This window comes from Proteus faecis, assembly GCF_003144395.1.
Lineage (GTDB): Bacteria > Pseudomonadota > Gammaproteobacteria > Enterobacterales > Enterobacteriaceae > Proteus > Proteus faecis.
This window is the reverse complement of sequence record NZ_PENZ01000017.1, coordinates 21,205-47,479: the sequence shown is the minus strand read 5'-3', so window position 1 is coordinate 47,479 and position 26,275 is coordinate 21,205. Positions and strand designations below refer to the sequence as shown.

General features: G+C 39.1%; 22 protein-coding genes. 2 read left to right on the top strand and 20 right to left on the bottom strand.

All coding sequences use genetic code 11. From position 1 onward, the window contains the following. Window positions 1-118: 118 nt before the first annotated feature. From ispG to trmJ, 18 genes are all read right to left on the bottom strand, one after another. Entirely contained in the window at window positions 119-1,240 is a 1,122-nt protein-coding gene (gene ispG / locus DK858_RS04565) for a flavodoxin-dependent (E)-4-hydroxy-3-methylbut-2-enyl-diphosphate synthase (RefSeq protein WP_006533429.1), read from the bottom strand. 47 nt (window positions 1,241-1,287) lie between these two features. Continuing rightward, window positions 1,288-2,259, bottom strand: a complete 972-nt coding sequence (gene rodZ, locus DK858_RS04560) for a cytoskeleton protein RodZ (protein WP_109396389.1) — start codon at window positions 2,257-2,259, stop codon at window positions 1,288-1,290. Window positions 2,260-2,333: 74 nt separating this feature from the next. Further along, entirely contained in the window at window positions 2,334-2,768 is a 435-nt protein-coding gene (locus DK858_RS04555) for a hypothetical protein (RefSeq protein WP_109396388.1), read from the bottom strand. An 88-nt stretch (window positions 2,769-2,856) separates the two neighbouring features. Further along, a complete protein-coding gene (locus tag DK858_RS04550; RefSeq protein WP_109396387.1) occupies window positions 2,857-4,038 on the bottom strand; it encodes a bifunctional tRNA (adenosine(37)-C2)-methyltransferase TrmG/ribosomal RNA large subunit methyltransferase RlmN in 1,182 nt (393 codons plus the stop codon). Between the two features lie 156 nt (window positions 4,039-4,194). Next, window positions 4,195-4,620: a nucleoside-diphosphate kinase gene (gene ndk, locus DK858_RS04545; protein WP_072063236.1), complete on the bottom strand. Its 426-nt coding sequence runs from the start codon at window positions 4,618-4,620 to the stop codon at window positions 4,195-4,197. Window positions 4,621-4,960: 340 nt separating this feature from the next. Further along, on the bottom strand, window positions 4,961-7,282 hold the full coding sequence (gene pbpC / locus DK858_RS04540; protein WP_109396386.1) for a peptidoglycan glycosyltransferase PbpC: 2,322 nt from the start codon (window positions 7,280-7,282) through the stop codon (window positions 4,961-4,963). Between the two features lie 48 nt (window positions 7,283-7,330). Further along, the gene (locus DK858_RS04535) at window positions 7,331-12,418 is read right to left on the bottom strand and encodes an alpha-2-macroglobulin family protein (protein ID WP_458368149.1); all 5,088 of its coding nucleotides are present in this window, start codon (window positions 12,416-12,418) and stop codon (window positions 7,331-7,333) included. 295 nt (window positions 12,419-12,713) lie between these two features. After that, on the bottom strand, window positions 12,714-13,139 hold the full coding sequence (locus DK858_RS04530) for an enhanced serine sensitivity protein SseB C-terminal domain-containing protein (protein WP_109396384.1): 426 nt from the start codon (window positions 13,137-13,139) through the stop codon (window positions 12,714-12,716). A gap of 27 nt (window positions 13,140-13,166) precedes the next feature. Beyond that, window positions 13,167-14,462 (bottom strand): aminopeptidase PepB, encoded by a 1,296-nt coding sequence (gene pepB, locus DK858_RS04525; protein WP_109396383.1) that lies wholly within the window; start codon window positions 14,460-14,462, stop codon window positions 13,167-13,169. 281 nt (window positions 14,463-14,743) lie between these two features. Further along, entirely contained in the window at window positions 14,744-14,938 is a 195-nt protein-coding gene (gene iscX / locus DK858_RS04520; protein WP_006533441.1) for a Fe-S cluster assembly protein IscX, read from the bottom strand. 15 nt (window positions 14,939-14,953) lie between these two features. Further along, entirely contained in the window at window positions 14,954-15,289 is a 336-nt protein-coding gene (fdx, locus tag DK858_RS04515) for an ISC system 2Fe-2S type ferredoxin (RefSeq protein ID WP_006533442.1), read from the bottom strand. Window positions 15,290-15,291: 2 nt separating this feature from the next. Next, window positions 15,292-17,142 (bottom strand): Fe-S protein assembly chaperone HscA, encoded by a 1,851-nt coding sequence (gene hscA, locus DK858_RS04510; protein ID WP_109396382.1) that lies wholly within the window; start codon window positions 17,140-17,142, stop codon window positions 15,292-15,294. An 11-nt stretch (window positions 17,143-17,153) separates the two neighbouring features. Beyond that, window positions 17,154-17,675, bottom strand: coding sequence for a co-chaperone HscB (hscB, locus tag DK858_RS04505; RefSeq protein ID WP_109396381.1), 522 nt, complete (start codon window positions 17,673-17,675; stop codon window positions 17,154-17,156). Window positions 17,676-17,723: 48 nt separating this feature from the next. Then, complete coding sequence (gene iscA, locus DK858_RS04500) at window positions 17,724-18,047, bottom strand: iron-sulfur cluster assembly protein IscA (protein ID WP_006533446.1); 324 nt, start codon at window positions 18,045-18,047, stop codon at window positions 17,724-17,726. Between the two features lie 89 nt (window positions 18,048-18,136). Then, window positions 18,137-18,523, bottom strand: a complete 387-nt coding sequence (gene iscU, locus DK858_RS04495) for a Fe-S cluster assembly scaffold IscU (protein ID WP_006533447.1) — start codon at window positions 18,521-18,523, stop codon at window positions 18,137-18,139. Window positions 18,524-18,547: 24 nt separating this feature from the next. Beyond that, the gene (locus tag DK858_RS04490) at window positions 18,548-19,762 is read right to left on the bottom strand and encodes an IscS subfamily cysteine desulfurase (protein ID WP_072063243.1); all 1,215 of its coding nucleotides are present in this window, start codon (window positions 19,760-19,762) and stop codon (window positions 18,548-18,550) included. Between the two features lie 68 nt (window positions 19,763-19,830). Then, window positions 19,831-20,325: a Fe-S cluster assembly transcriptional regulator IscR gene (iscR, locus tag DK858_RS04485; RefSeq protein ID WP_006533450.1), complete on the bottom strand. Its 495-nt coding sequence runs from the start codon at window positions 20,323-20,325 to the stop codon at window positions 19,831-19,833. A 131-nt stretch (window positions 20,326-20,456) separates the two neighbouring features. Beyond that, the gene (trmJ, locus tag DK858_RS04480) at window positions 20,457-21,185 is read right to left on the bottom strand and encodes a tRNA (cytosine(32)/uridine(32)-2'-O)-methyltransferase TrmJ (protein WP_109396380.1); all 729 of its coding nucleotides are present in this window, start codon (window positions 21,183-21,185) and stop codon (window positions 20,457-20,459) included. 124 nt (window positions 21,186-21,309) lie between these two features. On the opposite strand from trmJ, the gene suhB reads away from it, so the two are divergent. Continuing rightward, the gene (gene suhB, locus DK858_RS04475) at window positions 21,310-22,113 is read left to right on the top strand and encodes an inositol-1-monophosphatase (RefSeq protein WP_100158396.1); all 804 of its coding nucleotides are present in this window, start codon (window positions 21,310-21,312) and stop codon (window positions 22,111-22,113) included. Between the two features lie 87 nt (window positions 22,114-22,200). On the opposite strand, the gene DK858_RS04470 is transcribed toward suhB, so the two are convergent. Beyond that, on the bottom strand, window positions 22,201-23,355 hold the full coding sequence (locus DK858_RS04470) for a 3-phenylpropionate MFS transporter (RefSeq protein WP_109396379.1): 1,155 nt from the start codon (window positions 23,353-23,355) through the stop codon (window positions 22,201-22,203). A 92-nt stretch (window positions 23,356-23,447) separates the two neighbouring features. Further along, a complete protein-coding gene (glyA, locus tag DK858_RS04465) occupies window positions 23,448-24,701 on the bottom strand; it encodes a serine hydroxymethyltransferase (protein WP_088495048.1) in 1,254 nt (417 codons plus the stop codon). Between the two features lie 366 nt (window positions 24,702-25,067). On the opposite strand from glyA, the gene hmpA reads away from it, so the two are divergent. After that, the gene (hmpA, locus tag DK858_RS04460) at window positions 25,068-26,264 is read left to right on the top strand and encodes an NO-inducible flavohemoprotein (RefSeq protein ID WP_109396378.1); all 1,197 of its coding nucleotides are present in this window, start codon (window positions 25,068-25,070) and stop codon (window positions 26,262-26,264) included. Window positions 26,265-26,275: the final 11 nt, after the last annotated feature.

Here is a 26,275-nt window from a genome sequence, read left to right as displayed (position 1 = left end):
CTTCTCTAATAGTTATTAATTGATTGTTAGGCTGATTATAGAAGCGAAATCAATCAGTATTCAACGTGAAATCAATAGTAAAACTGGCTCATTAATCAATGAGCCAGTTTTTTGAGCATTATTTGTCCAATTGATTTATATTTATACGCATATTGTCATCCAGCATTGATGCTTTAGCGCGAATTTTTGCTTCTAATAAATCAATCATATTAACGTTATCAAGACGCTCTTTTTGTCTCACACCATCTTCATAAAAACCGCTACGTGTTTTAGCGCCCGTTACACCTAATGTTGAAACTTCAGCTTCACCTGGTCCATTAACAACACAACCAATAATAGAAACATCCATAGGTGTGATGATATCTTCCAAACGTTGCTCTAATTCGTTGACGGTTCCAATAACATCAAATTCTTGACGGGAACACGTTGGGCAAGCAATAAAGTTAATTCCGCGAGAGCGAATACGTAATGATTTTAAGATATCAAAACCAACTTTAACTTCTTCAACCGGATCGGCCGCCAATGAGATCCTTAATGTATCGCCAATACCTTCTGATAATAAGATCCCAAGGCCAATCGCAGATTTAACCGATCCTGCTCTTGCTCCACCCGCTTCGGTGATCCCAAGATGCAGAGGTTGATCTATTTTTTTCGCTAATAAACGGTAAGAATCAACAGCGAGGAAAACATCCGAAGCTTTTACACTAATTTTAAATTGTTCAAAATTAAGTCTTTCAAGGATATCAACATGGCGCATTGCTGATTCAACTAACGCTTCAGGTGTAGGTTCTCCATATTTCTCTTGAATATCTTTTTCAAGTGACCCACCGTTTACACCAATACGAATAGGAATATTGTTATGACGAGCACAATCAACAACTTGGCGAATACGCTCTTCACTACCGATATTACCTGGATTGATACGCAAACAATCAACGCCATATTCAGCGACTTTTAATGCGATACGATAATCAAAATGGATATCGGCCACTAAAGGCACATTAACTTGTTGCTTAATTAATTTGAATGCTTCCGCAGCATCCATTGTAGGTACAGAAACACGAACAATATCCACCCCTACACGCTCCAGAGATTTTATCTGGCGAACAGTCGCTTCTACGTCTGTCGTTCGTGTATTCGTCATCGACTGTACTGCGATAGGAGCACCATCGCCAATAGGTACATTACCCACATAAATTCGTGTCGATTTACGACGAATAATAGGTGATTCTTTATGCATTGATTAATTCTCCCATGCTTCCATGCTTGCTCAAATATGTAGTCAGATTAAGCACTCGGTACTGTTATTTTTGCTATTTTTCCAGTAAAACGGCTTAAATCAACAGATTCACCATTAAACTGTATGCGAGTAACAGAAGGTGCGCCTATTTTTAGTTTATAAGGTTGCTCACCATCAAATTCCAAACGATCACCCGCTTTCTTAATACCGTTAAATAAGACTTTATTTTGAGCATTACGAACTTCTAACCAACATTCACCATCAAACATAAGAACCAATTGATTCGCAATAGCAGGAGCTTCCGATGAGGTGGATTCTTGTTCTGAATCTGCACGAGAAGTTGTTGATGTTGTTAAAGGTGATACGGGTAATGGAACCGTTTTCACTTCTGTTGGTGCTGGTGATATCTTTTCAGTCGTTGATGATGTTGTAGCGACATTATTCGCCTGATTATCAACTAATGACGGAGCAGGTACTTGTAAATTATCACCTTCAGATGTTGACGTATTATCTGAGGTTACTAAAGAAGGATCTATCGTGTTGGTGTTTTCTTGTGTACTATTTTGCCCTATGTCTTGAGATGCCATAGAGACTAATTCTTGTTGATCAGCCTGATGACCTTGCCACCACCAAACACCTACGAGAGCAACCATAACAATCAAAATCACCCATGTGATTTTCATTAGCCAACCTTCACGCTTTTTATGACGTTTGCCTAATGAGTAATTTTGTGTGGTTGTCATTTTAATTTGTTTAACTGGAGCTTGTTGGTCGATAAAACCAAGGATTTCTTTTTCAGGAACGCCGACTAACTTAGCGTAAGAACGCATATATCCGCGTAAAAATGTTGGTGCAATATTAGAAGAAACGGAATCTGTTTCAATGTCGCGCACTGTTGATAACTTCAAACAAAGTCGATCAGCAACAGTTTGTTGTGTTAGCCCCACTTTTTCTCGTGCCTGGCGTAAAAGTTGACCTGCTGTTAATTTCACTTCTTCGGTTTTGTTTTCAGTATTCATTAGCAATCTAGGCACTGTGGCTATTGGATGTTTAACATTGATGAACTCGCAAAAGCACCAAGTACCTTAACGTCTCACCGCGAATTTATTGATATTTTATGATCACTTTGCTGACAAACCAAATAATCTGGCGGTATATCTTCAATTGACACACTATTATTGTTTAATAGTTTTTGTTCACAAAGGAAATTACCATAAAGCCTTAATACATTAACATTTACTGGCTTCGACTTCATCGCTAATTTGTAATAATCTAACGCTTGAATAGAATTTCCCAATAACTGAGATGTTAATGCCATTCCTAAATTAGCATCAGGGTGATTTGGCATCACCGATAACACTTTTTGGAAATGATATTGTGCTATTTGATATTGTCTTTCAGCTAAGTATGCATCACCTAATTGTAAACGTGTAGACACTGCAACACGTTGTTGATTGGCTGACGATTGACAACCTAATGTCAATAACATCAAGCCAATAGTTATAACTACTGATGATATCCTTATCATCGTTTTATTCCTCAAATATATTCATCCGTGATCTCTCTACATTGTAATTGTGTAATACACTTCACAAAGAAAGAGATTTCTAACCGTATCAGACTGCTTTTACTGAAATTAGTTCACCTTGTTGACGTTTTTTCAGTGTACGTTTTGTACGGTCAATAACATCGCCGGCTAATTGTCCACAAGCCGCATCGATATCATCACCTCGCGTTTTACGTACAATAGTCGTAAAACCATATTCCATTAATACTTTAGAAAAACGGTCAATTCGACTATTGGAACTACGTCCATATGGTGCACCTGGGAACGGGTTCCATGGAATTAAGTTAATCTTACATGGCGTGTCTTTTAAAAGTTCAGCTAATTGGTGAGCTTGATCTGTGCTGTCATTAATATGATCAAGCATAACGTACTCAATAGTCACTCGCCCTTGGTTCGCGTTTGATTTAGCAATATAGCGACGAACACCTTCAAGAAACATTGCAATATTATATTTCTTATTAATTGGAACGATTTCATCACGAATTTCATCAGTTGGTGCATGTAACGAAATAGCTAAAGCTACATCAACCGCATCTGCTAATTTATCTAACGCAGGTACAACGCCTGATGTAGAGACAGTAACGCGACGTTTTGATAAACCGAAACCAAAATCATCCATCATGATTTCAAGTGCTGGAATAACATTATTTAGATTCAGCAACGGCTCGCCCATTCCCATCATAACGACGTTAGTAATAGGACGACGACCAGTCTCTTTTAATGAACCAATAATTTTAGCGGCACGCCAAACTTGCCCAATAATTTCAGACACTTTCAAATTACGGTTAAAACCTTGCTGTGCAGTTGAACAGAACTTACACTCTAAAGCACAACCAACTTGTGAAGAAACACATAATGTTGCGCGATCATCTTCTGGGATATACACAGTTTCTACTTGTTGATCACCAACTTTAATTGCCCATTTAATCGTGCCATCTGTTGAACGTTGTTCTTCAGAAACTTCAGGTGCTTTAATTTCAGCAATTTCTTTTAATTTATTGCGTAACACCTTATTGATATCTGTCATTTGATCAAAATCGTCATAACAGTAGTGGTACATCCACTTCATAATTTGGTCAGCACGGAAAGGTTTTTCGCCCATAGAGACAAAAAGCTCACGCATCTGTTTACGATTTAAATCTAACAGATTAATTTTAGTTTTTTGATTCACAGTATTTTCTTTAGAAACAGCGACAGAAGCGCTTGGCGCTGGAGTGGTAGATTGGGTCATGACATTGCCTCGTTGTTACACTATGCGGCCTGCATTAGCATTGATGCTAACGGGATACTTATATATTTGTATATTTAAACAATAATAAAAAACGCCCCGTTAATTATCAAACAGGGCGTCGCATTGTACTGTTTTTCGCGTAGAGATGCTAATAAATTAGCGCGCGCAAACTTCGTTTTCAGTGAAGAAGTATGCGATTTCACGAGCAGCAGAAGCTTCTGAATCTGAACCGTGTACCGCATTTTCAGTAAAGCTATCAGCGTAGTCAGCACGTAATGTACCCGCTAATGCGTTGTCTGGATTAGTTGCCCCCATCAAATCACGGTGACGTTGAATCGCATTTTCACCTTCTAACACTTGAACCATGATTGGACCAGAAGTCATAAATTCAACTAAACCGTCAAAGAAAGGACGGCCTTTGTGTTCTTCATAAAAGCCTTCAGCTTGTTCACGCGTTAAATGCAACATTTTAGCACCAATGATGCTAAAGCCAGCACTTTCAAAACGATTATAGATAGCACCGATAACATTTTTTTTCACTGCGTTTGGTTTGATAATAGAAAATGTGCGCTGAATAGCCATGTCTTACCTCTAAATTATTTTATTAATGATAACTTTTTTATCTCTTTTATCGCAGATCATGGAAGAACGAATCAAAAACCGCATTCCCTGCAAAAATAGGGCTCGATTATAGGAGGATAAAAATGAATTGCACAGATTGAACCCTCTTTTTTTTAAAGAAATGTGGCAAAAAAGTTATGAATTATCGATCTAATCACATTTTTGACGCTTTCCATGCTCTAACTTAAAAATAACAATAAAAAAGAACCGAAATGACACACGATAAATAGTCTCTTTATCTTTATTAAAAACTTATTTTAGTGAAAAATCACTCAGTTCTCGTTTTTTTCATCGTTTTAGTTTAACGAAATAAAAAATTAACCATATCCGTTTGACCACTTAGATCGAGCACTGAAAGTTGGTATTTACCTCGTTTCTCTAATAAATAAGAGAATGTTTCTCCGTTTTCTGTTTTACCTATTTGCTCACCATTTAAAAACCACCATTGCGTACCACTCCCACCTTGCGTGGACACTGTTATTTCAAGATTATTTTCTCCAGGTAATGGTCTTAATAAATCACCAGCACGAATACCTGAAATAAACAAAGGAATTATATCTTCTTTTATTGGAGGGCAAGTTTCAGAAATCGCAGGTAGTCGTTTTGCTCTGCGCTCTTTTTCAGGCAACCATGCTTCTAATGCTATCGGCCATAAAGCAATATCTTTTAACTCTGCGTTAGGACAATTAGGCCCAGTGCGTTTACCTTCATCATCTAACCAAATTTTTTCGTTGATCCCCAAAATACCTTCTTGGTTATCATTCAATAAAGTTGGCGGAATAGTGTTATCTAAGATCCAGCTTCGACGACTGACTCTACAGTTACTGTCTTCTTTAGGTAATGCCTTACCTGTAGGCCAACAGATTGTTGCCGAAGTTACACTATTAGGACGTAAATCTGTTGGTGGTCTTTGTTTATTTTGATAGAAATAGCCTGTTAATAAGTTATTGACCTGATTCATAATAGGAACAGCCGTCGCAAAGCCAAATTGCCCAGCTACAGGTGTTCCATCAGGCCTGCCCACCCAAACACCAATGGTATAGCGCGCATTAACACCAATAGACCAGGCATCCCGATAACCATAACTTGTCCCTGTTTTCCAAGCCAAAGGAACAACGGGGGAAATTGCGCTATCTGGGCGAGGTCTGGCTTCTCCGGCTAATATGCGCCGAATAATCCATGCAGCACCTTGTGACATCAACACTCGGTTTTCTATTATTTGTTCCGGTTTAAAACGTAACGGCGCTGTTTTTCCTTGCCTTGCTAATGCACTAAAAGCAGAAACAAGCTCATCCATTCGTGTTGCCGTTCCTCCTAAGATCAGCGCTAAATTTGGCTCTGAGCCATAAGGAAAACGCATTTCAATATGGTTATGACGCAATTTTGCTGCAAATTTCTTTGCACCATACACTTCGATAAGTTGTACCGCAGGTAAATTTAAAGAGCGACTTAGAGCTTCACTAGCACTGACCGCCCCATTAAAACCCGAGTCAAAATTACCAGGACGATAATTATCAAATCGACGAGGAACATCTTGTAAAAGTGATTCTGCATGAATAAGCCCTTCATCTAATGCGAGTGCATAAATAAATGGCTTTAATGTTGAACCCGGCGAGCGCCAAGCACTAATCATATCAACATGACCAAAGCGCGAATTGTCATTAAAATCGGCAGAACCGACATACCCTTTCACACTCATATCCGTATGATCAACAACGAGTATGGCTAAGGATGTTTTATCTGCTAATTGATACTTCCATTGATTTGCAATATCTTCGAGTTGTCGTTGAATATTAATATCAATCGTTGTTGTAATAACAGGCTCTCGCTTTTCGTTATACATACGACGAGCCAGCAATGGTGCTAATTGCGGTGTTTGCCTTGGTGCTAATAAAACCTGCTCTTCTTTGATTTCATCAATTTTTTCTTGTGGCCATATTTGATACTCTGCCAGCCTATCTAATACTTTATCTCTAGCTGCTTGAGCACGTTCAGGATATCTATCTGGTCGTAAACGACTTGGAGCTTGTGGTAATACCGCCATCAATGTCGCCTCACCCGCAGATAAATCAGCGGGTGATTTGCCTAAATAAGCCCAACTTGCTGCGCCTATACCTTCTAGTGTACCGCCAAAGGGTGCTCTATTGAGGTAAATCTCCAAAATTTCATCTTTTGAGTAATACCACTCTAATTGCAAGGTGCGCCAAAGTTGTTTGATTTTCCCCCCTAAAGTACGGGAGTGAGGATCAATAAGGCGAGCCACTTGCATTGATAATGTGCTTCCGCCCGACACTATTCTTCCGGAACTTAGATCTTGCCACGCCGCTCGTAATATCGACATGGGATTAACACCAGGATGTTGATAAAACCAGCGATCTTCATAAGTAATTAAGGCTTCTAAATATTCAGGAGAGACATCATCGAGTTTGACATGGTAACGCCATACTCCCTCTTTATCGGCAAAACGCCAAAGAGGTGTACCATCTTGCGCCGTAACAATAGTCGCAATTTGAGGTTCAGGATCAGGGAGAGGCCAAGTTTTATCTGCGATCCAGACTAAAATCGGCGTTGCTAGAAAAAAAATAATGATTACAGCAATAAGCCGTTTATACCCTAGTTTCATTCAATCACTCAAAGGAAAAAGCCCTTTCCGAAGAAAGGGCTACAAGATTTAAGGAACAACGTCAATCTTAGTTTCTGTTGCTCCTATTGCACGCCAATAAGGCACATACATAGATTCAACTTGTGGTGGTGGTACTTGATAGCTACCCGGTGTTACTGCTCTTGCTAAATAGAGCAATGTCGTTGGACGGTATTTATCAACAGAGATAGCGGCAACAAAGCGATCATCACGATATTCGAGATGTTTGATATTTGCTTGTCCCATGTCGTCGATAAATTCCTGCAAGTCTGCGGCACTATCACTTAAGCTTGCACTACTTGATGCTAAGTTTTGGTTTTCGATTTCAAGACCAGCAGGTAATAAATCAACAACTAATGCATCAGATACGTCTCTATCAGCAGAAACTTCCAGTTTAACCACCAGCATTTCACCACTTTGTAAGCGATTAGGATGAACGCGATTTCCTTTTAAATCATAATAACTACGATGAACATTTAATACATTACTATAAGGAGTGGGTGCAACTTTCGGATAGCCCACGATATTCATCCGAGAATAAATAGTGGCGCCACCACGATTATTTAGCTCTAAACCTTCTTGTAATTGTGTTGATGTTAATGTCTCATTAACTGCACGATCGCTACTGATTGCAGGGACTTGACGATTAACAGCTACTTCCCAAGGCTGTTCTGCCATATTAATAAAGAAACGCCCAGCAAGGTATAACGAGTTACTTTCTTGGGTTGAGAACCATTCACGGCTTGTTAAATTATCAGATAGTGTCATCACACTTGCATCACGAGATTGTGTTTCAAGGTTATTTTCACTTAACAATGCAATAATTAATGCTTGGTCACGAATGGTGCTACCGTAGTCACCTAATCCATAATTATATTTACGCGTTGTTGTTACACCTTCAGCAATCAAGCTTTCAGCACGATTACTATCACCCATCAGTTTTAGTGCAATACCTAACTGAACTAAGGCTAAACCATTTCCAGCTTGGTTACGCTCAAGATAGAGACGACGTAATTCACCTAAAGGTGCTTTTTGCTGATTAGCTAATACTAACGCAGCATAAGCCCTAGCTGAGAAACGTGCTGCATCTTGATTAACTGCATATTCATAATTAACTAAGCTTTTATCTTGTAAATAACGTAATAAACGATCATTCGCACGTTTTAATGAATCAGCAGGAACTGAATAACCTTGTTGTGATGCACGGAATAAGAAATCAGTCGCATAAGCGGTTAACCAATATTCTTCACGTCCTCCCTGATCCCATAAAGCGAATCCGCCTTCTGATTTTTGCATCGTCAACAGATGAGCAATACCTTTATCAATCGCTGCTTTTCTATCAGCGTCAGTTTGCGTTTTAATTCCCAACTGTTTCAACTCTTTTTCTGTTGAATACAGTGAAGGATAAAGCCCACTAACGGTTTGTTCTAAGCAACCATAAGGATAAGCAAATAATTCTCTAACATAACGCGCCACTTGTAACGGAGGGCGGCTTGTCAGTAATAATTCACCTTCAAGCGTTGAGTTATTAAAGCGACTTAAACTTTCTGATGGTAAGCGCCAAGTGTCACCATCTTGCAATGTACTTGCATAATGGATCGTTTCTGCTGGGAATGCAGGGCGAACACCAATATTCCATGTATTGTGATAAGGCTTAATCTCTTCACCCGGTACTTTAATACCATAAATAGACAATGAGAACTCACCTTGACCAAAGCCATGTTTCGCTTTTACTGGGATTTGAATTTGAGTACGTTCACCTTTCGTTAGCGAGACAGTTTTACTTTCAGCACCACCTAATCCCACCAGACCTGAAGCGGTATAATTTAAAGTAATAGATTGCGCATCATCTGTTAGATTAGTTAAATCTAACGATAAAAGTGCACTATCACCACCAGCCATAAAGCGAGGTAATGAAAGCTGAGTGACTAAAGGTGCAGCAATCACAACTTTACCTTCTTGGCTACCAAATTTATCCGCAGTCCAAGCTTGCGCCATTAAACGAACTTCACCATTAAATTCTGGAATAGGTAAAGAAACTTCACCTTCACCTTGCGCATTTAATTTTACTGGAGCTGATTGTTGAGCAATGATTTGCACATCCGTTAATGGCTTTTTACCCCCACGAGATAATGCTGTAGCTTCACCACCATCCCCACCAAAACGCAAGTTAGCTAAACGACCCTGCCCTTCAATCAATTGTCCATACACATCATATTGGTCAATGCTGTAGCGTTTACGGCCAAAGAAAGCATCATAAGGATCAGGGGTTTTATACTCGGTAATATTCAATACACCCGTATCAACTGCAGAAACCAATACATTAATATTTTCAGGTAATGGTTGACCTGCAACTGGATTCGCTTTAACACGGATTTTTAAATCTTGGTTAGGGCGAATTTTTTCAGGTGCATCAAGAGAAATATCAATACGGCGGTTTTTATCCTGTAATGGTAAATGCAAAATACCCACAGCACGTTTAACTGTCGCTTGTTTTGAAGTATCGCCCGGCCTTACAACAACAGAAGTTAGATAGAGATCGTGTCTTGCCCACTCTTTATTAATAGGCACTTCAACATCAAGCCCTTTTTCGGGTACATCAATTTCCTGCCACCATAAAGGTCCATTACTTGATTCCAGTAATACATAACCTTTACCCGGATGAGGAGCAACAATGTTTAACTTAACTTTTTCACCTGGTAAGTAACCTTCTTTATCCAGTTTCAATTTCACTTGATCTGGTCTTACCGCACCTGTTCCCCCCGTGTTATCCATCCAAGAATACCCAGCCCAGAAACGTAAGCTACTGACTAATTCTGTTTTAGGATCGACAACTTCAATACGATAAGAACCCCATTCAACAGGGAATGCTACTTTTGCAGTACCATCTTTCGCGATCTTGATTGTTTGCTCATCCATCTGCAGATCTTTTTCGTTATAGCCAGATTCCCAGCCATTCGAACTAGACCAACGCCAATAATAATCATGACGTTCATAGATAAGCTTCACTTTAAGATCATTAGCAGGTAATTTTTTACCTTCTTGGTCTGTATAGACAATTTCAAATTCAGCCATTGAGTTTTCATCAACGCTATAACCTGATTTATATTTGTCTGTACGGTAATCGTAGACTTCTTTTTTAGGGAAGACAGGACGAATACCCGCAAGGTGAGTCGCTGGCCAAACAGCTTGTTGATAACGACGCGTAACAGGTCGTCCACCCGCTTCAAGTAAACTTGCTTGTAAAATAATATTAATCGGTGATTTCAGCTCTTCATAGCGTTCACTATCAACATTTACCCCCCCTTCACCATCAGAGTCTAAATTAAGTTCAAACTCATCTAATAGACGGCTGAAGTTTTCATCTTTTACAGCACCAAATTCATAGCCGGGTAATTTACTGACAGCTTCACGAGAAGCTTTTAAGAAAACTTGTCCTTGTAAGCGATTATCGGCAGCTGGCGCGCCATAAAGATAACGACCCTTAATGTCAAAATAAGCGTCATTACCACTTAATATAATTCCTTTCTTACCGGTGATTTCTAATGCCATACGTTCTGGCATAAAATCTTCAACCTGAAACTCATAGAAACGAGGAGTACCATCTCCTACATCAAAACGTAGGGTACGTGTACCCGTATTTTCATCCTCAGGAATAACTAATTTTAATTGGTAAAGACCCTTTTCAGGTTGCCAAACAAAACTACGAGAAACTTGCCCGTCTGTTTTAAGTAAATCGACTTTAACAGGTTGCTCTTTAATTGGATTACCATCACCGTCACGTAGCAAGGCATTAACGATTAATGTTTCACCAGGACGATAGAGATCGCGAGGACCGAAAGCAAAAAATTGTTTGCTATAACCTTGCGGGCCACCAATATCAAATTCAGAAAGATCAAGCGCAGGCTTACGCAAGTCAATCATACTAGTTTGCCCATCACGAATAGCCATCAATAAACGTGCTTTATCACTTTTCTCAAGTGTGGCATGCCCTTGGCTATCGGTCTGCGCTTTAGAAATCAATCCACCTTTTTCATCTAACAGACGAATTTCTACTTTATCTAATGCAGAACCATTTTTAAGTGACTGGGTAAAGATATCTAACGTATCAAGATAACTGTGCATCGACAGCCCGATATCACTAAATGTAAATACCGTTGCTGGCACTGTATAAGAGTATTTACCCGCTTGTTGCATCACCGCAATATAGGCACCTTCTTTTTTCAGGGCATCTATTGATTTTAATGGTAACAATACGTTTTCACGGGTATTGGTTTCTGTATTTAATTCAAAACGACCGGTATAAACTAGCTCAGCTTGAGATAAAAACTCATCTGACTCCCAATAGTTAATATTCGAACGGCTTTCCCATTGTGTTAAGAATTGCGCTAATTGTTCATCTTTAACACGGAAAAAATTTACGTCAACTTGCCCCACATTTAACGCAATAATCGGTAAACCTTCAGCGGCTTCAAGTGGCAGTAACGATCCCTTACTGGTGAAACCAACAGATGGGAAAATTTCTTCTGTTGTTAATTTCTGACTAAAAGGTGTCATTAATGTACGTTCATTAATACCTTTTATTTTTTCATCAATTGTTAAATTTAATTCTGTTGATGGTGGTAAATGGCGAAAACGCAGTTCCATTAAGTTATCAGATAATTCCCACGCACCTTCTAATTTCCCTTTTTTGGTATCAACAAGGTGAATAACATCATCAAACTTTTGGTCAGGATCAAGCGGTACAGAGAAAGTCACAACCATTGTGCTCGCACCATCACGCTGTAATTCTGATGCATCTAATACGGTGACTTCTTTTCCAGCAAAACGCATTGCTAACTCATCACGGACTTCTTTGCTTTTTAATGCAGTTTCGTTATTTGTTTTTGTTGTAACTGCCGGTTTTTCACTGATTTGAGTTTCTGTCTTTGATGTGTTCTGAGCTACATCTTTTTGCTCAGTCAATTGTGTATTTTGTGTTTTATCAGCAGATGATGTATTTTCATCCGCTTTATCATCACAGCCAGTAAGAGCCAATGCTGATGCCAATACAACAGCTAGAGAGCTCCAACGATAACCTCTCTTTTCTGTATATTGTCTAAATTGGTTTTGGTTCATATCCATTTCCTTTAATTCAACCCCTGAATAATGCGATGTTTTCTGCAGGCTGAGATAATATATGTATTTCTTCATTCTAATAAGGTAAAAAAATAACTCGATAAGCTATTTTTTACCGTCTAAAACGAAATAAATTACAATACAAAATCGCTTTATTTTTACTTTTAAAATAAAGCCTATCTAAAACAAAGCGTTATATAAAAATACAAACGATTTGCTAATTTAATTAATTTTCTATTATAAGATAAAAAAAAGCGATATCTGATGAGATATCGCCTAAATTTAGCGGGCAGATTTAACTATCCAGATTAACTATCGGGATCCCTTTTCTTAAAAATCCTCCAAGCTTGCGTTGATAAAAAGGTGATACATGGTGGATCATAAAATGACTCACACCTTTTTCATCTTTATTCACAAAGCAAAAATCTAGCGATTGCCCTTCTTCTAAATATTCAAAAGCTGATTCAGCTGCTTGTGGAAGTATCTGCGCAATCTCATCTTCTTTACCCGTTATTTCTAAACCAATAAGATAAAATGACTCTTCCTCATCTTCTTCCTGAGCATTAACAAGGAAAGCACGGCGGATAGGTTTATGTTCACCAAAAAACTCACTAAGTGCAGTTGTTAATTTTTCAGGCTGTGGCTCTAGAATACTTAACTTTAGAGAAGAACCTTCAACAGAAACAATTTCTTGTGTCTCAAATTGTTCAGATACACCCATTACAAACTCCAAATCAAATAACGTTTATTATTTTGCTTTTGCTAATAACAGATTCGCGATAGAACGCACACCGTAACCTGTAGCACCTGCCGCCCATTGTTCTACAGAAGATTTTCTGTACGTTGCTGAACAATCGATATGTACCCAGCCTTTTTTGTAGTTAGTGACAAAGTGCGATAGGAATGCAGCCGCAGTACTTGCACCTGCAGTATGAGAAGGTGCTGCGATATTATTTAAATCAGCAAAGCTAGAAGGTAATTGACTACGATGGAAATCCGCTAATGGTAAACGCCAGAACAATTCATTTTCTTGTTCAGCACTAGTCAGTAATTCTGCAGCTAATTTATCATCAAAGCTCAATACAGAGTGATAATCATTACCTACTGCAACTTTGGCGGCACCAGTTAATGTTGCGGCGTCGATAATCAGCTCAGGTGCAATATTGCTGGCATCAATTAAACCATCAGCTAAAACTAAACGTCCTTCAGCATCTGTATTCATGATTTCAACTGATTTGCCATTACGGTAACGAATAATATCGCCTAATTTAAAGGCATTACCGCTGACCATATTATCTGCGATACAGAGCAATAGTTTTACGCGTTTATTTAAACCACGAGTAATCGCTAATGCTAAAGCACCTGCTAACGTTGCAGCGCCCCCCATATCAGCTTTCATTGAATTCATAGATGATGATGGTTTAATGCTATAACCACCTGAGTCAAAAGTAATACCTTTACCCACTAAACAAGCAAATACAGGGGCATTACTATCTTTTGTTGGGTTGAAATCTAACGCTAAATACACAGGATCACGAGAAGAACCACGTCCTACCGTATAGATACCGGCATAATTTTGATCGCGCAGATCAGCACCTTTAGTGATCTTATAGCTAATCTCTTCTTTATCAAGACCACAGAAAAGATCAACAGTACGTTGTGCCAGCTGTTCAGGCCCTAATTCTTCAGCTGGTGTATTGATGGTATCTCTAACCCAATCAACGATGCGAATACGTGATTCTAGTTCGTGTTTATCTGCATCCTTTAATTGTGGCCATTCGATTGAACGAGCGCCTTTAGGTGCTCTAAAACCTAACCAGAAAGCCCAACTACGTTCTAAATCCCAGCCGTCGCCAACAAGTGCAACATTACGAATACCTTGACCATCAATTTTACGTCCACCACGCTGAATAGCGCCTAAACGGTTTTCTTCCGTTAAGTGGATTGTCATGCCGGCTTCGCTAGTGCTAATTAGTGCTTTTTCTCCCCAACATGCAGCAGCAGGTTCATTTGACAGCATGATAGGCATAATTTGTTTATTCATTTATTGTCTCACTTATTATTACTGGTGGCAGTTAACCTATTCAGACTACCAGATATTTACTATTTAGCGTGATCAATTTACTGCAAAAACCAAGAGGCCACCATTATCAACCAGTGATCTTCTGTATTTACATAATATTCCTCGAAGAAGATCGCACAATAAAATATCCAGACTTCCCTCTTTACGATTATTTTTAAATCGTTAATAAAGGTAAATGTGAAAGGCCCATAATGCAAAAAGACCAGCAATAAGCCAGTCTTTTAAATTTACGATGTCATCAATTATTCAAATTCATCAAGCCAAACAAGTAAAATAGCCTCAAGAATTTTTTCATTTGATTTCTGTGGATCATCATCAAAATCTTCTAAATCACAAATCCACTGATGCATATCAGTAAAGCGCACCGTTTTAGGATCTGTGTCAGGGTAAAGATCAAATAATGCTTCCCCTATTTCACGTGTATCACTCCATTTCATGCTTGGCTCCTAAAATTAATGCTCTCTTGCGTGATTGATCGAATATTTAGGGATCTCAACAACTAAATCTTCGTCAGTCACTTTTGCTTGGCAACTTAAGCGACTTTCTGGCTCTAAACCCCATGCTTTATCTAACATGTCGTCTTCAAGCTCAGAGCTCTCTTCTAGTGAATCAAATCCTTCACGCACTACGCAGTGACAAGTTGTACATGCACAAGACATTTCACAAGCATGTTCAATCTCAATACCGTTGCGTAATGCAACATCTAGAATAGATTCACCTTCTGTTGCGTCAACAACAGCACCTTCAGGGCACAGTGTGCTATGGGGTAAAAATACAATTTTAGGCATAGTTATATCTCATCCACAGAATGACCTGCCAACGCTTGTCGAATAGATGAATCCATGCGACGCGCTGCAAAATCCTGAGTTTGCTTATCCAGTAGTTTAATCGCGTTTTCAATAGCAACAGGATCTGTTCCCTCAACGCTCTCTATTAAGGTATCTACAACTTTGTCGATAGCCATTTTCTCATCTTCATTTAACAGATGAGCATCTTCTTCTAATGCCGCAGTTAAACTTTCTAACACGCGAGCTGCTTCGACTTTTTGCTCGGCTAAACGACGAGCTTGTAAATCTTCTTGGGCATTTTCCATCGAAGATTGGATCATCTTAGCGATTTCAGTATCACTAAGACCATAAGAAGGCTTGACCTGTACGGAAGCTTCAACACCCGTTGATTTCTCCATGGCACTAACACTGAGTAAACCATCAGCATCAACTTGGAATGTGACACGAATATGTGCCCCCCCTGCAGCCATTGGTGGAATACCACGCAGTGTAAAACGAGCAAGAGAACGACAATCGCTTACCATCTCACGTTCGCCTTGAACAACGTGAACACTCATTGCTGTTTGACCATCTTTGAATGTCGTAAATTCTTGTGCCCTAGCAACAGGAATAGTGGTATTGCGTGGGATCACTTTTTCAACTAATCCGCCCATTGTTTCAAGACCAAGAGAAAGAGGGATCACATCCAACAATAGCATTTCGCTATCTGGTTTATTCCCAACCAAAATATCAGCTTGGATTGAAGCTCCTATGGCAACCACTTTATCTGGATCAATAGAAGTCAAAGGTTCACGTTTAAAATAATCACCAACCATTTGACGAACTAATGGTACACGTGTTGAACCACCAACCATAACCACTTCTAGAACTTCATCTATTTCAACATCTGCGTCTTTTAATGCACGGCGAACAGATAATAGTGTACGCTTTACTAATGATTGAATTAATGATTCAAACTCGGCTCGAGTGATCTCACCTTTCCACCCATTAATGTTGATATCCGCAACATCGTTATCACTCAATGCAATTTTCGTTTCTGATGCAACATCCAGTAATTGACGTTGTAATACAGCATCTTTTTGATGTCCAAAACCAGCGCGTTCTCTTATCCAATCGGCCAGCATCATATCAAAATCATCACCACCTAATGCAGTATCACCGCCAGTTGCTAAGACTTCAAAAACACCTTTAGTTAAACGAAGAACAGAGATATCAAAAGTACCACCACCTAAGTCATAAACAACAATGGTGCCTTCTTTTCCTGAATCCAAACCATAAGCAATAGCTGCCGCAGTAGGTTCGTTTAATAAACGTAAAACATGCAAACCAGCACGGCGAGCAGCTTCTTTTGTACCTTGACGTTGAGCATCATCAAAATAAGCTGGAACGGTAACAACAACACCATCAAGCTCTCCACCTAATGATTGAGTTGCACGTTCAGCCAATGCTTTTAAGATGTCAGAAGAGACTTGAATAGGATCAACAATGCCTGCAACTGTTTTAATTAGCGGTAAACCATTATCATTTTCATGAAAATGATAAGGAAGATTTGGATAACGGCTTATCACATCACTTAGTGAGCGACCCACCATTCTTTTAATTGAACTTATCGTGTTAGCAGGATCTTTTTCTGCTTCTTTTTTAGCATTCCAACCAACGTTGATATTATCAACTTGATACTGCACGACAGATGGCAATAAATAGCGACCTTCACTATCAGAAAGCGCTTCGGCTTGCCCACTACGTACAGTGGCAACTAATGAGTGTGTCGTACCTAAATCAATACCCGCTGCAAGTCGGCGCTGGTGCGGTGCAGGTGTTTGACCTGGTTCACTAATTTGTAATAATGACATAACTATTTCCCTTAAAAACCATCAAACAAGCGTTCTTCAAGTTGTTCTACTTGCTCTTTTAATTTTGCAAGAAAACGCAATTTTCTTACATTATCTGCAGCAATATCCCAAGTTTGATTACCTAACGTTTTAACCATTTCATCATGGCGTACTGCGTACATTTTTTCTAAACGCGCAGAAAAATCGGCTAACAAACTTTCCGCTTCAGCACTGTGTTCGATGTTATCCAGCTCTTCACGTAATGTGAGTTGCTCCATTAAAAAAGCAGTATCGTGCATCGTTTGTTGCTCATTAGCAATATCGATACCCTGTAATGAGAGCATGTATTCAGCTCTTGAGAGTGGATTTTTTAAGGTCTGATAAGCCTGATTGATGGTTGAAGCAAGCGAAATTGCTTGAGCCTGTTCTTTTTCAGACTGACCTGCAAAACGATCTGGGTGATATTGACGTTGCATATCTTGATAACGTGCAGCAAGTTGCTGTTTATCAATATCAAAACGATTAGGCATGCCTAATAGTGTGAAATAGTCCATACATCTACTCTTGGATTAATTAACGTTAATACTGTGTTTTAACACAAATTACACAGTAAAGCTTTCACCACAACCACACTCATTCGATACATTTGGGTTGTTAAATTTGAAGCCTTCGTTTAATCCTTCTTTGACAAAATCAAGCTCGGTTCCATCTAAATAGACCATGCTTTTGCCATCAACGATAACTTTCACACCTTTGTCTTCAAAAACAGTATCTTCGTCATTGATGACATCAGCAAACTCAAGAACATAAGCCATTCCAGAACAACCGGATGTTCTTACGCCTAAACGTAAACCTTCACCTTTTCCACGATTAGATAGAAAAGAGCGAACACGATTAGCTGCGGATTCCGTAAGGGAAATTGACATGGCACACCTCACTCATAAAGAACGAAAGCGGATACTGAAAAAAAGTTTCAGCATCCGCCAATATTTTATTTTTTTATTATAAAAGACAATTACTTGCCTTGGCGTTTGCTTTTATAGTCTGCAATCGCTGCTTTTATTGCATCTTCTGCAAGAATTGAACAGTGAATTTTCACTGGTGGTAATTCTAATTCTTCTGCAATTGCTGTGTTCTTAATAGATTCAGCTTCATCTAATGTTTTGCCTTTCATCCATTCTGTTACCAGTGAACTTGATGCAATAGCCGAACCACAACCATAAGTTTTAAAACGCGCATCTTCAATTACGCCATTATCATCAACTTTGATTTGCAGTTTCATAACGTCACCACAAGCGGGTGCGCCAACCATACCACTCCCTACAGTAGGGTCATTATTATCAAATGATCCCACATTACGAGGGTTTTCATAATGATCAATTACTTTTTCGCTATAAGCCATGATTTAACTCCTGAAAACGTCTGATTAATGGTGAGACCATTCGATACTGTTGATATCAACACCTTGTTTATGCATATCCCAAAGTGGAGAAAGATCACGTAAGCGACCAATTGCACTGTGAATTTGTTCAATTGCATAATCTATTTCTTCTTCTGTGGTAAAACGACCTAGAGAGAAGCGAATAGAACTGTGTGCAAGTTCATCAGTTAAACCTAAAGCACGCAGTACATAAGAAGGTTCTAAACTTGCTGAAGTACAGGCAGAGCCTGAAGATACAGCAAGATCTTTGAGTGCCATCATTAATGATTCACCTTCAACATAGTTGAAGCTCACATTAAGAATGTTTGGCGCAGTGTGCTCTAAAGAACCGTTGATATAAACTTCTTCGATATCTTTGATGCCATTCCATAAACGTAAACGTAATTCGTTTAAGCGTTTAGTTTCATCAGCCATTTCTTCTTTCAAAATACGGTAAGCTTCGCCCATACCTACAATTTGGTGAACGGCTAATGTACCTGAACGCATACCACGCTCATGTCCACCACCATGCATTTGTGCTTCTAAACGAATGCGTGGCTTACGACGAACATAAAGTGCACCGATACCCATAGGGCCGTATACTTTATGCGCAGAAAGAGAAAGTAAATCAACTTTTAACTTAGAAAGATCAATCGGTAATTTACCAACGCTTTGTGTGGCGTCTACATGGTAAATAATACCTTTGCTACGACATAATTCACCGATAGCAGCAATATCTTGAACAACACCAATTTCGTTATTTACATGCATGATAGAAACTAAAATAGTGTCTTCACGCATCGCTTCTTCAAGCTCTTTCAGGTCAATCAGACCATCACTTTTTGGTGCTAAATAAGTAACTTCAAAACCTTCACGCTCAAGTTGACGACAAGTGTCTAAAATGGCTTTATGTTCGGTTTTCGAAGTGATGATGTGCTTACCTTTTTTCTGGTAAAAGTTAGCAACACCTTTTAGTGCGAGGTTATCAGCTTCAGTTGCACCTGATGTGAATACAATTTCACGAGGATCTGCACCAATTAAATCAGCAATCTGATTGCGTGCAATATCAATAGCTTCTTCTGCTTGCCAACCAAAACGGTGTGAACGAGAGGCTGGGTTACCAAAAATGCCATCAATAGTCAGACATTGCATCATTTTTTCAGCAACTCGTGGATCAACAGGAGTGGTTGCTGAATAATCTAGATAAATGGGTAATTTCATTGCTCACTAACTCCAAAGACGACGGATCTTCTTTAATAATTTTGTTTTTGCCTACCTAGAGATCGCCGTTAAACTCTCATATTAACAATGGTTTCTTGTAAACGACCATTTATTGCATGGCGTTTCTCATTGTCTTGACGATCGGCGACATCCATAACCTCTTCGTTATTGACTAACTCTTCAAGGCTGATACTGCTTAGGAAACTGGTTATACGATCACTTAAATCACGCCACAAAGTATGAGTCAGGCAACGATCGCCACCTTGACAACCTTCTTTGTTACCCTGACAACGAGTAGCATCGACAGATTCATCAACCGCAGAAATAACTTGAGCAACAAAAATTTGCCCTGCATCACGGCCTAATAAATAGCCGCCACCAGGACCACGAACACTTGCAACTAATTCATTTTTGCGCAAACGTGAGAAAAGTTGCTCAAGATAAGAAAGGGAAATCCCTTGACGCTCTGAAATATCAGCGAGGGGGACAGGGCCTTGCTGTGAATGCAATGCAACATCAAGCATTGCAGTAACTGCGTAACGCCCTTTTGATGTCAGTCTCATAACAAATACTCCGTGGTGAACAATAATCAAATTGTGTCATTCCCGAGTAATTTAGTCAACTATTTATCCGAGTGTTTTAGTCAAGTATTATACTCGGTCAAAAGTTGACTTAAGTTAATCAACTTTGCCCTCTATTTCTTAGCCCATTTCTCAACTGACGTTAGGATACCACGCAAGATGTGAAGTTCTTGTGTTTCCGGGCGTGCACGCGTAAATAGACGGCGTAAACGACTCATCACTTGTCCCGGATGTTTAGGACGAATAAAGCCAGATTCATTAAGCACCTGTTCTAAATGAACGTAAAAACGTTCTATATCATCTGCCGGTGGATAATCAATCTCTGATGAGTTATTTTCCTCTTGTTTTTCTTCTTGGGCAAGTGCTGCCATACGAATTTCATAACTAACAAGCTGGACAGCCATTGCTAAATTTAAAGAACCATATTCTGGATTAGTCGGAACATACAAATGAAAATCACATTTTTGTAATTCTTCATTAGTTAAACCTGTGCGTTCACGACCAAAAATAACAGCAACAGGCTTATTTTTCGCTTCCATAACACAGCGCTCACCACATTCACGAGGCGCAAGCATTGGCCAAGAAAGTGTACGGCTACGAGCACTTGTTCCTATAACTAACCCACAACCTTCAATCGCTTCATCGATACTATTAACAATATGTGCATTGCCAATAACATCACTTGCGCCTGCTGATAAGGCAATAGAATGTGAATCCGGTTTTTCTTTTGGATTAACAAAATAAAGATTGGTTAATCCCATGGTTTTCATAGCTCGAGCTGTAGAGCCCATATTGCCTGTATGAGAAGTTTCTACAAGGATGATGCGAATATTTTCTAACATTGATTTCTTGTTAATTGCTTTGTGATCCATCTATTTTATCACAATTGTAGCCAGAAACACGAATGTCTGTTATACTCTGGCACGTTTTTTATCCCCGTTCTTTAACATCTTGTGGAAGATAACCATGCATCCGATGCTGAATATTGCCATACGTGCCGCACGTAAGGCTGGTAATTTAATCGCCAAAAATTACGAAAATCCTGAATCTGTAGAAACTAACCAGAAAGGTACCAATGATTTTGTCACTAACGTCGACCGTGACGCAGAACAAGCAATCATTGAAATCATCCGTAAATCTTATCCAAAACACACCATTATTACGGAAGAAAGTGGCGAGTTACTCGGTGAAGATCACGATATACAATGGGTTATTGATCCACTTGATGGCACCACTAATTTCATTAAACGTTTTCCACACTTTTCTGTTTCTATTGCTGTACGCATTAAAGGCCGTACTGAAGTTGCTGTTGTTTACGATCCTATGCGTAACGAATTATTCTCAGCCGTTCGTGGTCAAGGCGCACAATTAAATGGTTATCGTCTACGCGGCTCTAACGCTCGCGATTTAGACGGTGCAGTTCTTGCGACTGGTTTTCCATTCAAAAGCAAACAACATTCAGCCGCTTACATGAACATGTTAGGTAAACTATTTGTACCTTGTGCTGACTTCCGTCGTACAGGTTCAGCAGCATTAGATTTAGCTTATGTTGCTGCTGGTCGTGTTGATGGTTTCTTTGAGATTGGCTTAAAACCTTGGGATTTCTTAGGTGGCGAATTAATCGCTCGTGAAGCAGGAGCTATCGTTTCTGACTTTACAGGTAACCATGGCTACCTACAAACAGGTAATATTGTTGCGGGTAACCCTCGCGTTGTCAGAGCATTATTAGCTGAAATTCGCAGCGAACTCACAGATGCATTAAAACGTTAATTTCGCTGATACGAATAAAATATCAAAGAAAAAAGAGCTGCAATATTAAAAGGTATTGCAGCTCTTAATTTTTATAAAATAAAGTAATTAGGTATTTTGAGGCTGTACTTTAGGTCTGATAAACATCGCTGGGAGCGTTAATGCAGCCATTAACCAGAAGATCAACGATTCTTGATTAGGCAGTTTTTCATACAACCAACCAGATACAATAGTCATAATCGCAATACTCCCTCCCATCGCTAACGCTGAATACACCGCTTGTAGGCGAATAATCTCGTGCTCTTGGCGAGCGCTAATAAAGCGCATAGCGGCTAAATGACACACTGTAAACGTACCACTATGTAAAATTTGAACGACAATAAGCGCGGGTAATGCAGTAAAACTTCCCATTAATCCCCAACGTAAAAGCCCAGCAAAAGCAGAAAGTAAGAGTAAATTTCTTGCGCTCCAACGGCGGAATAAACGATGGCTCAGCATAAAAACAATGACCTCTGAAACCACACCTAATGACCAAAGATAACCGATTGTTGCAGTGTCATACCCTGCTTTTTCCCAATAAAGTGCACTAAAACCATAATAAGCTGCGTGTGCACCTTGCAATAAAGAGACACATAGCAGAAAACGCCAAACTGGCCCATCTGAAATAAGTTTCATAAAGGAGACGTTATTATGTTCTGCTTTTTTCACTTTACCCTGTGGCATAACTTTAGGGCGCAACATAGATGTCAGAAATAGAGCAAAAGTACTGGCAATCAACCCATAAAGAATAATGGGATGCCCAAAAACATCAATTAAAACACCTAGCAATGATGAGCTAATAATAAAAGCGATTGAGCCCCAAACGCGGATCTTTCCATAATCAAAAGGAAACTGCTTTTGCCACGTTCCTGCTAGAGAATCGCCTAAAGGCACCATAGGTGAAAAGAAAACGTTAAATCCTGTCATCACAAAGAATAACCATGCCCAATGGCTACCCATCATAAATGCAACAGTAAAAAGTAATGAGAGAAAAGCAAATAATCTTAATGCAGTGATAAGTTTTGACGGATCTTTTACCGCAGGTGTTAAAATTAGGCTACCAACAAAACGTGCGGTTAAACCTACACCTAATAACAGACCTATCATTGCAGGATCAACACCCTCTCCTTTTAGCCATATGGACCAAAAAGGTAAAAAGATGCCGTATGAGAAGAAATAGGTAAAATAATCTAAGGCAAGCCACAATGTTGATGGAATAACCATCCAATCCCCCATTTTGAAGATGCAAAAAAACCCGCCAAGAACAAGTTCTAGAAGCGGGCTTGTATAACGGGTTTTATTATATCGTTACAAACTTATGCGTAAACTGGAAATTTAGCGCAGATATCCAAGACTTTTTGTTTCACTTTCTCAATGTTCGCTTCATCATTGATATTATCAAGGACATCACACATCCAACCTGCTAATTCACGAGCTTCAGCTTCTTTAAAACCACGACGTGTAATTGCTGGAGAACCGATACGAACACCAGAAGTTACAAATGGGCTACGTGGATCATTTGGTACGCTGTTTTTGTTAACAGTGATATTTGCACGACCCAGTGCAGCATCTGCATCTTTACCTGTAATATCTTTATCAACTAAATCTAATAAAAACAGGTGGTTTTCAGTTCCGCCAGATACTACTTTATAACCGCGATCTAAGAAAACTTCTACCATTGCTTTCGAGTTTTTAGCAACTTGTTGCTGATAAACTTTAAATTCTGGTTCCATAGCTTCTTTTAATGCAACCGCTTTACCTGCAATAACATGCATTAAAGGGCCACCTTGAGAGCCAGGGAATACAGCAGAATTCAGTTTTTTATAAAACTCTTCATCGCCACCTTTAGCAAGGATCAGACCACCACGAGGACCAGCTAAGGTTTTGTGGGTAGTTGTTGTAACAACATGCGCATGAGGAACTGGATTAGGATAAACACCTGCTGCAACCATACCAGCTACGTGTGCCATATCAACAAATAAGAATGCACCAATGCTGTCTGCAATTTCACGCATTTTAGCCCAATCAACCAGACCAGAATAAGCAGAGAACCCGCCGATAATCATTTTTGGTTGATGTTTTTTAGCTTGAATAGCGATATCTTCGTAATCAATTTTACCTGATTCATCAATACCATAAGGCACGATATTATACAGTTTACCAGAGAAGTTAACTGGTGAACCATGAGTTAAGTGACCGCCTTGCGCTAGGTTCATGCCTAAAACAGTATCACCTGGTTTTAATAATGCCATATAAACAGCGGCATTCGCTTGAGAGCCTGAGTGAGGCTGTACGTTAGCGTAATCTGCACCAAATAATGCTTTTGCACGATCGATAGCCAGTTGCTCTACAACATCCACATACTCACAACCACCGTAGTAACGTTTACCCGGATAGCCTTCAGCATATTTATTTGTCAGCTGAGATCCCTGCGCCTGCATAACACGAGGGCTGGTATAGTTTTCAGAAGCAATAAGTTCGATGTGCTCTTCTTGACGAGTCACTTCACCTTCCATTGCATTCCATAATTCTGGATCGTAATCAGCAATATTCATTTCACGTTTTAACATTCACATCTCCTGACTCAGCTAACTTCACTAAAGACAAACTCCCATGCGGGAGAAAGAATGGCATACAGTGTAAACTCTTTTTCTTCATTGAGATAGTCCCTAATGAAAAAATACGCAATCGTTTGCCATCCAACTATAACAGTACCTTATTACTTTTTAACAACCTCATTTTATCCTGTGTTGATTCCTCTTTTTGAGGCACATCTCGCCTTATTTTGCAAACCCCCCGCATCATTCTCTAAGAATTGAGATTTTTTGTTAAAAAATAAAAACAGAGATTTACAAAATAATCAAAAAGAGATAAGTTGTATATAAAATACAATTTATAAAAATTCACTATAAACTGAAAATTTTTCAGGAGCAATTATGTTAGATGCACAAACTATCGCGACAATTAAATCAACAATTCCCCTCATTGCGAAAACAGGCCCTACATTAACCGCACACTTTTATGATCGAATGTTTTCTCGTCATCCAGAATTAAAAGATATTTTCACCATGAGTCATCAAAGTAATGGTGCACAACGTGAAGCCTTATTTAATGCAATATGCGCTTATGCAACAAACATTGAAAATTTAACCGCCATTTTGCCTGCCGTTGAAAAAATTGCACAAAAACACGCGAGTTTAAATATTCTTCCTGAACACTATCCCATCGTCGGTGAAAACTTATTAGCAACAATTGATGAAATGTTTAGTCCCGGGCAAGCAGTGCTAGATGCTTGGGGAGAGGCTTATCAAGTATTGGCAGATGTCTTTATCAATCGCGAAGAGCAAATTTATCAACAAAAAGAACAAACAAATGGAGGTTGGAGAGGATTACGAAACTTTAAAGTTAAACATAAAGTAAAACAAAGTGATGTCATTACCAGTTTTGAATTAGAGCCTGAAGATGGGCGAGCGGTTACTTCTTATCAAGCAGGGCAATACATAAGTCTGTATCTCCGTGACGAACATCTTGAAAACCAAGAAATACGTCAATATTCATTAACTCAATCTTCAAATAATAAAACTTATCGCATTGCAGTAAAACGCGAAGATAACGGTATTTTATCAAATTTTCTTCATGATCATGTTCAAGAAGGAGATATTTTACAAGTCGCCGCACCAGGGGGCGATTTCTATTTAGATGTGTCACCAACAACACCAGTAACCTTAATTTCAGCCGGAGTCGGGTTAACACCAATGCTCTCTATGTTACACACTCTTTCAGCTCATCAAGCTAATATTAATTGGTTACATGCGGCTGAACATGGTGGTGTTCATGCTTTTAAAGATGAAGTTAATCAGATCAGCAATCAGCTTTCACACTACCAACAAGCAATATGGTATCGAACACCACGTGCTGAAGACGTGCAAAATAAAGATTATCAATTCGAAGGCTTAATGACATTAAAGCAAGTTGAAGATTGGTTAGCTACGCCTGATATGCATTTCTATTTTTGTGGCCCATTACCTTTTATGCAATCTATTGCAAAACAACTTATTGAATTAGGTATTAATAGTGAAAAACTTCACTATGAATGTTTTGGTCCCCATACTGTTATTACACAAGAGTTGTAATAGAAACACCT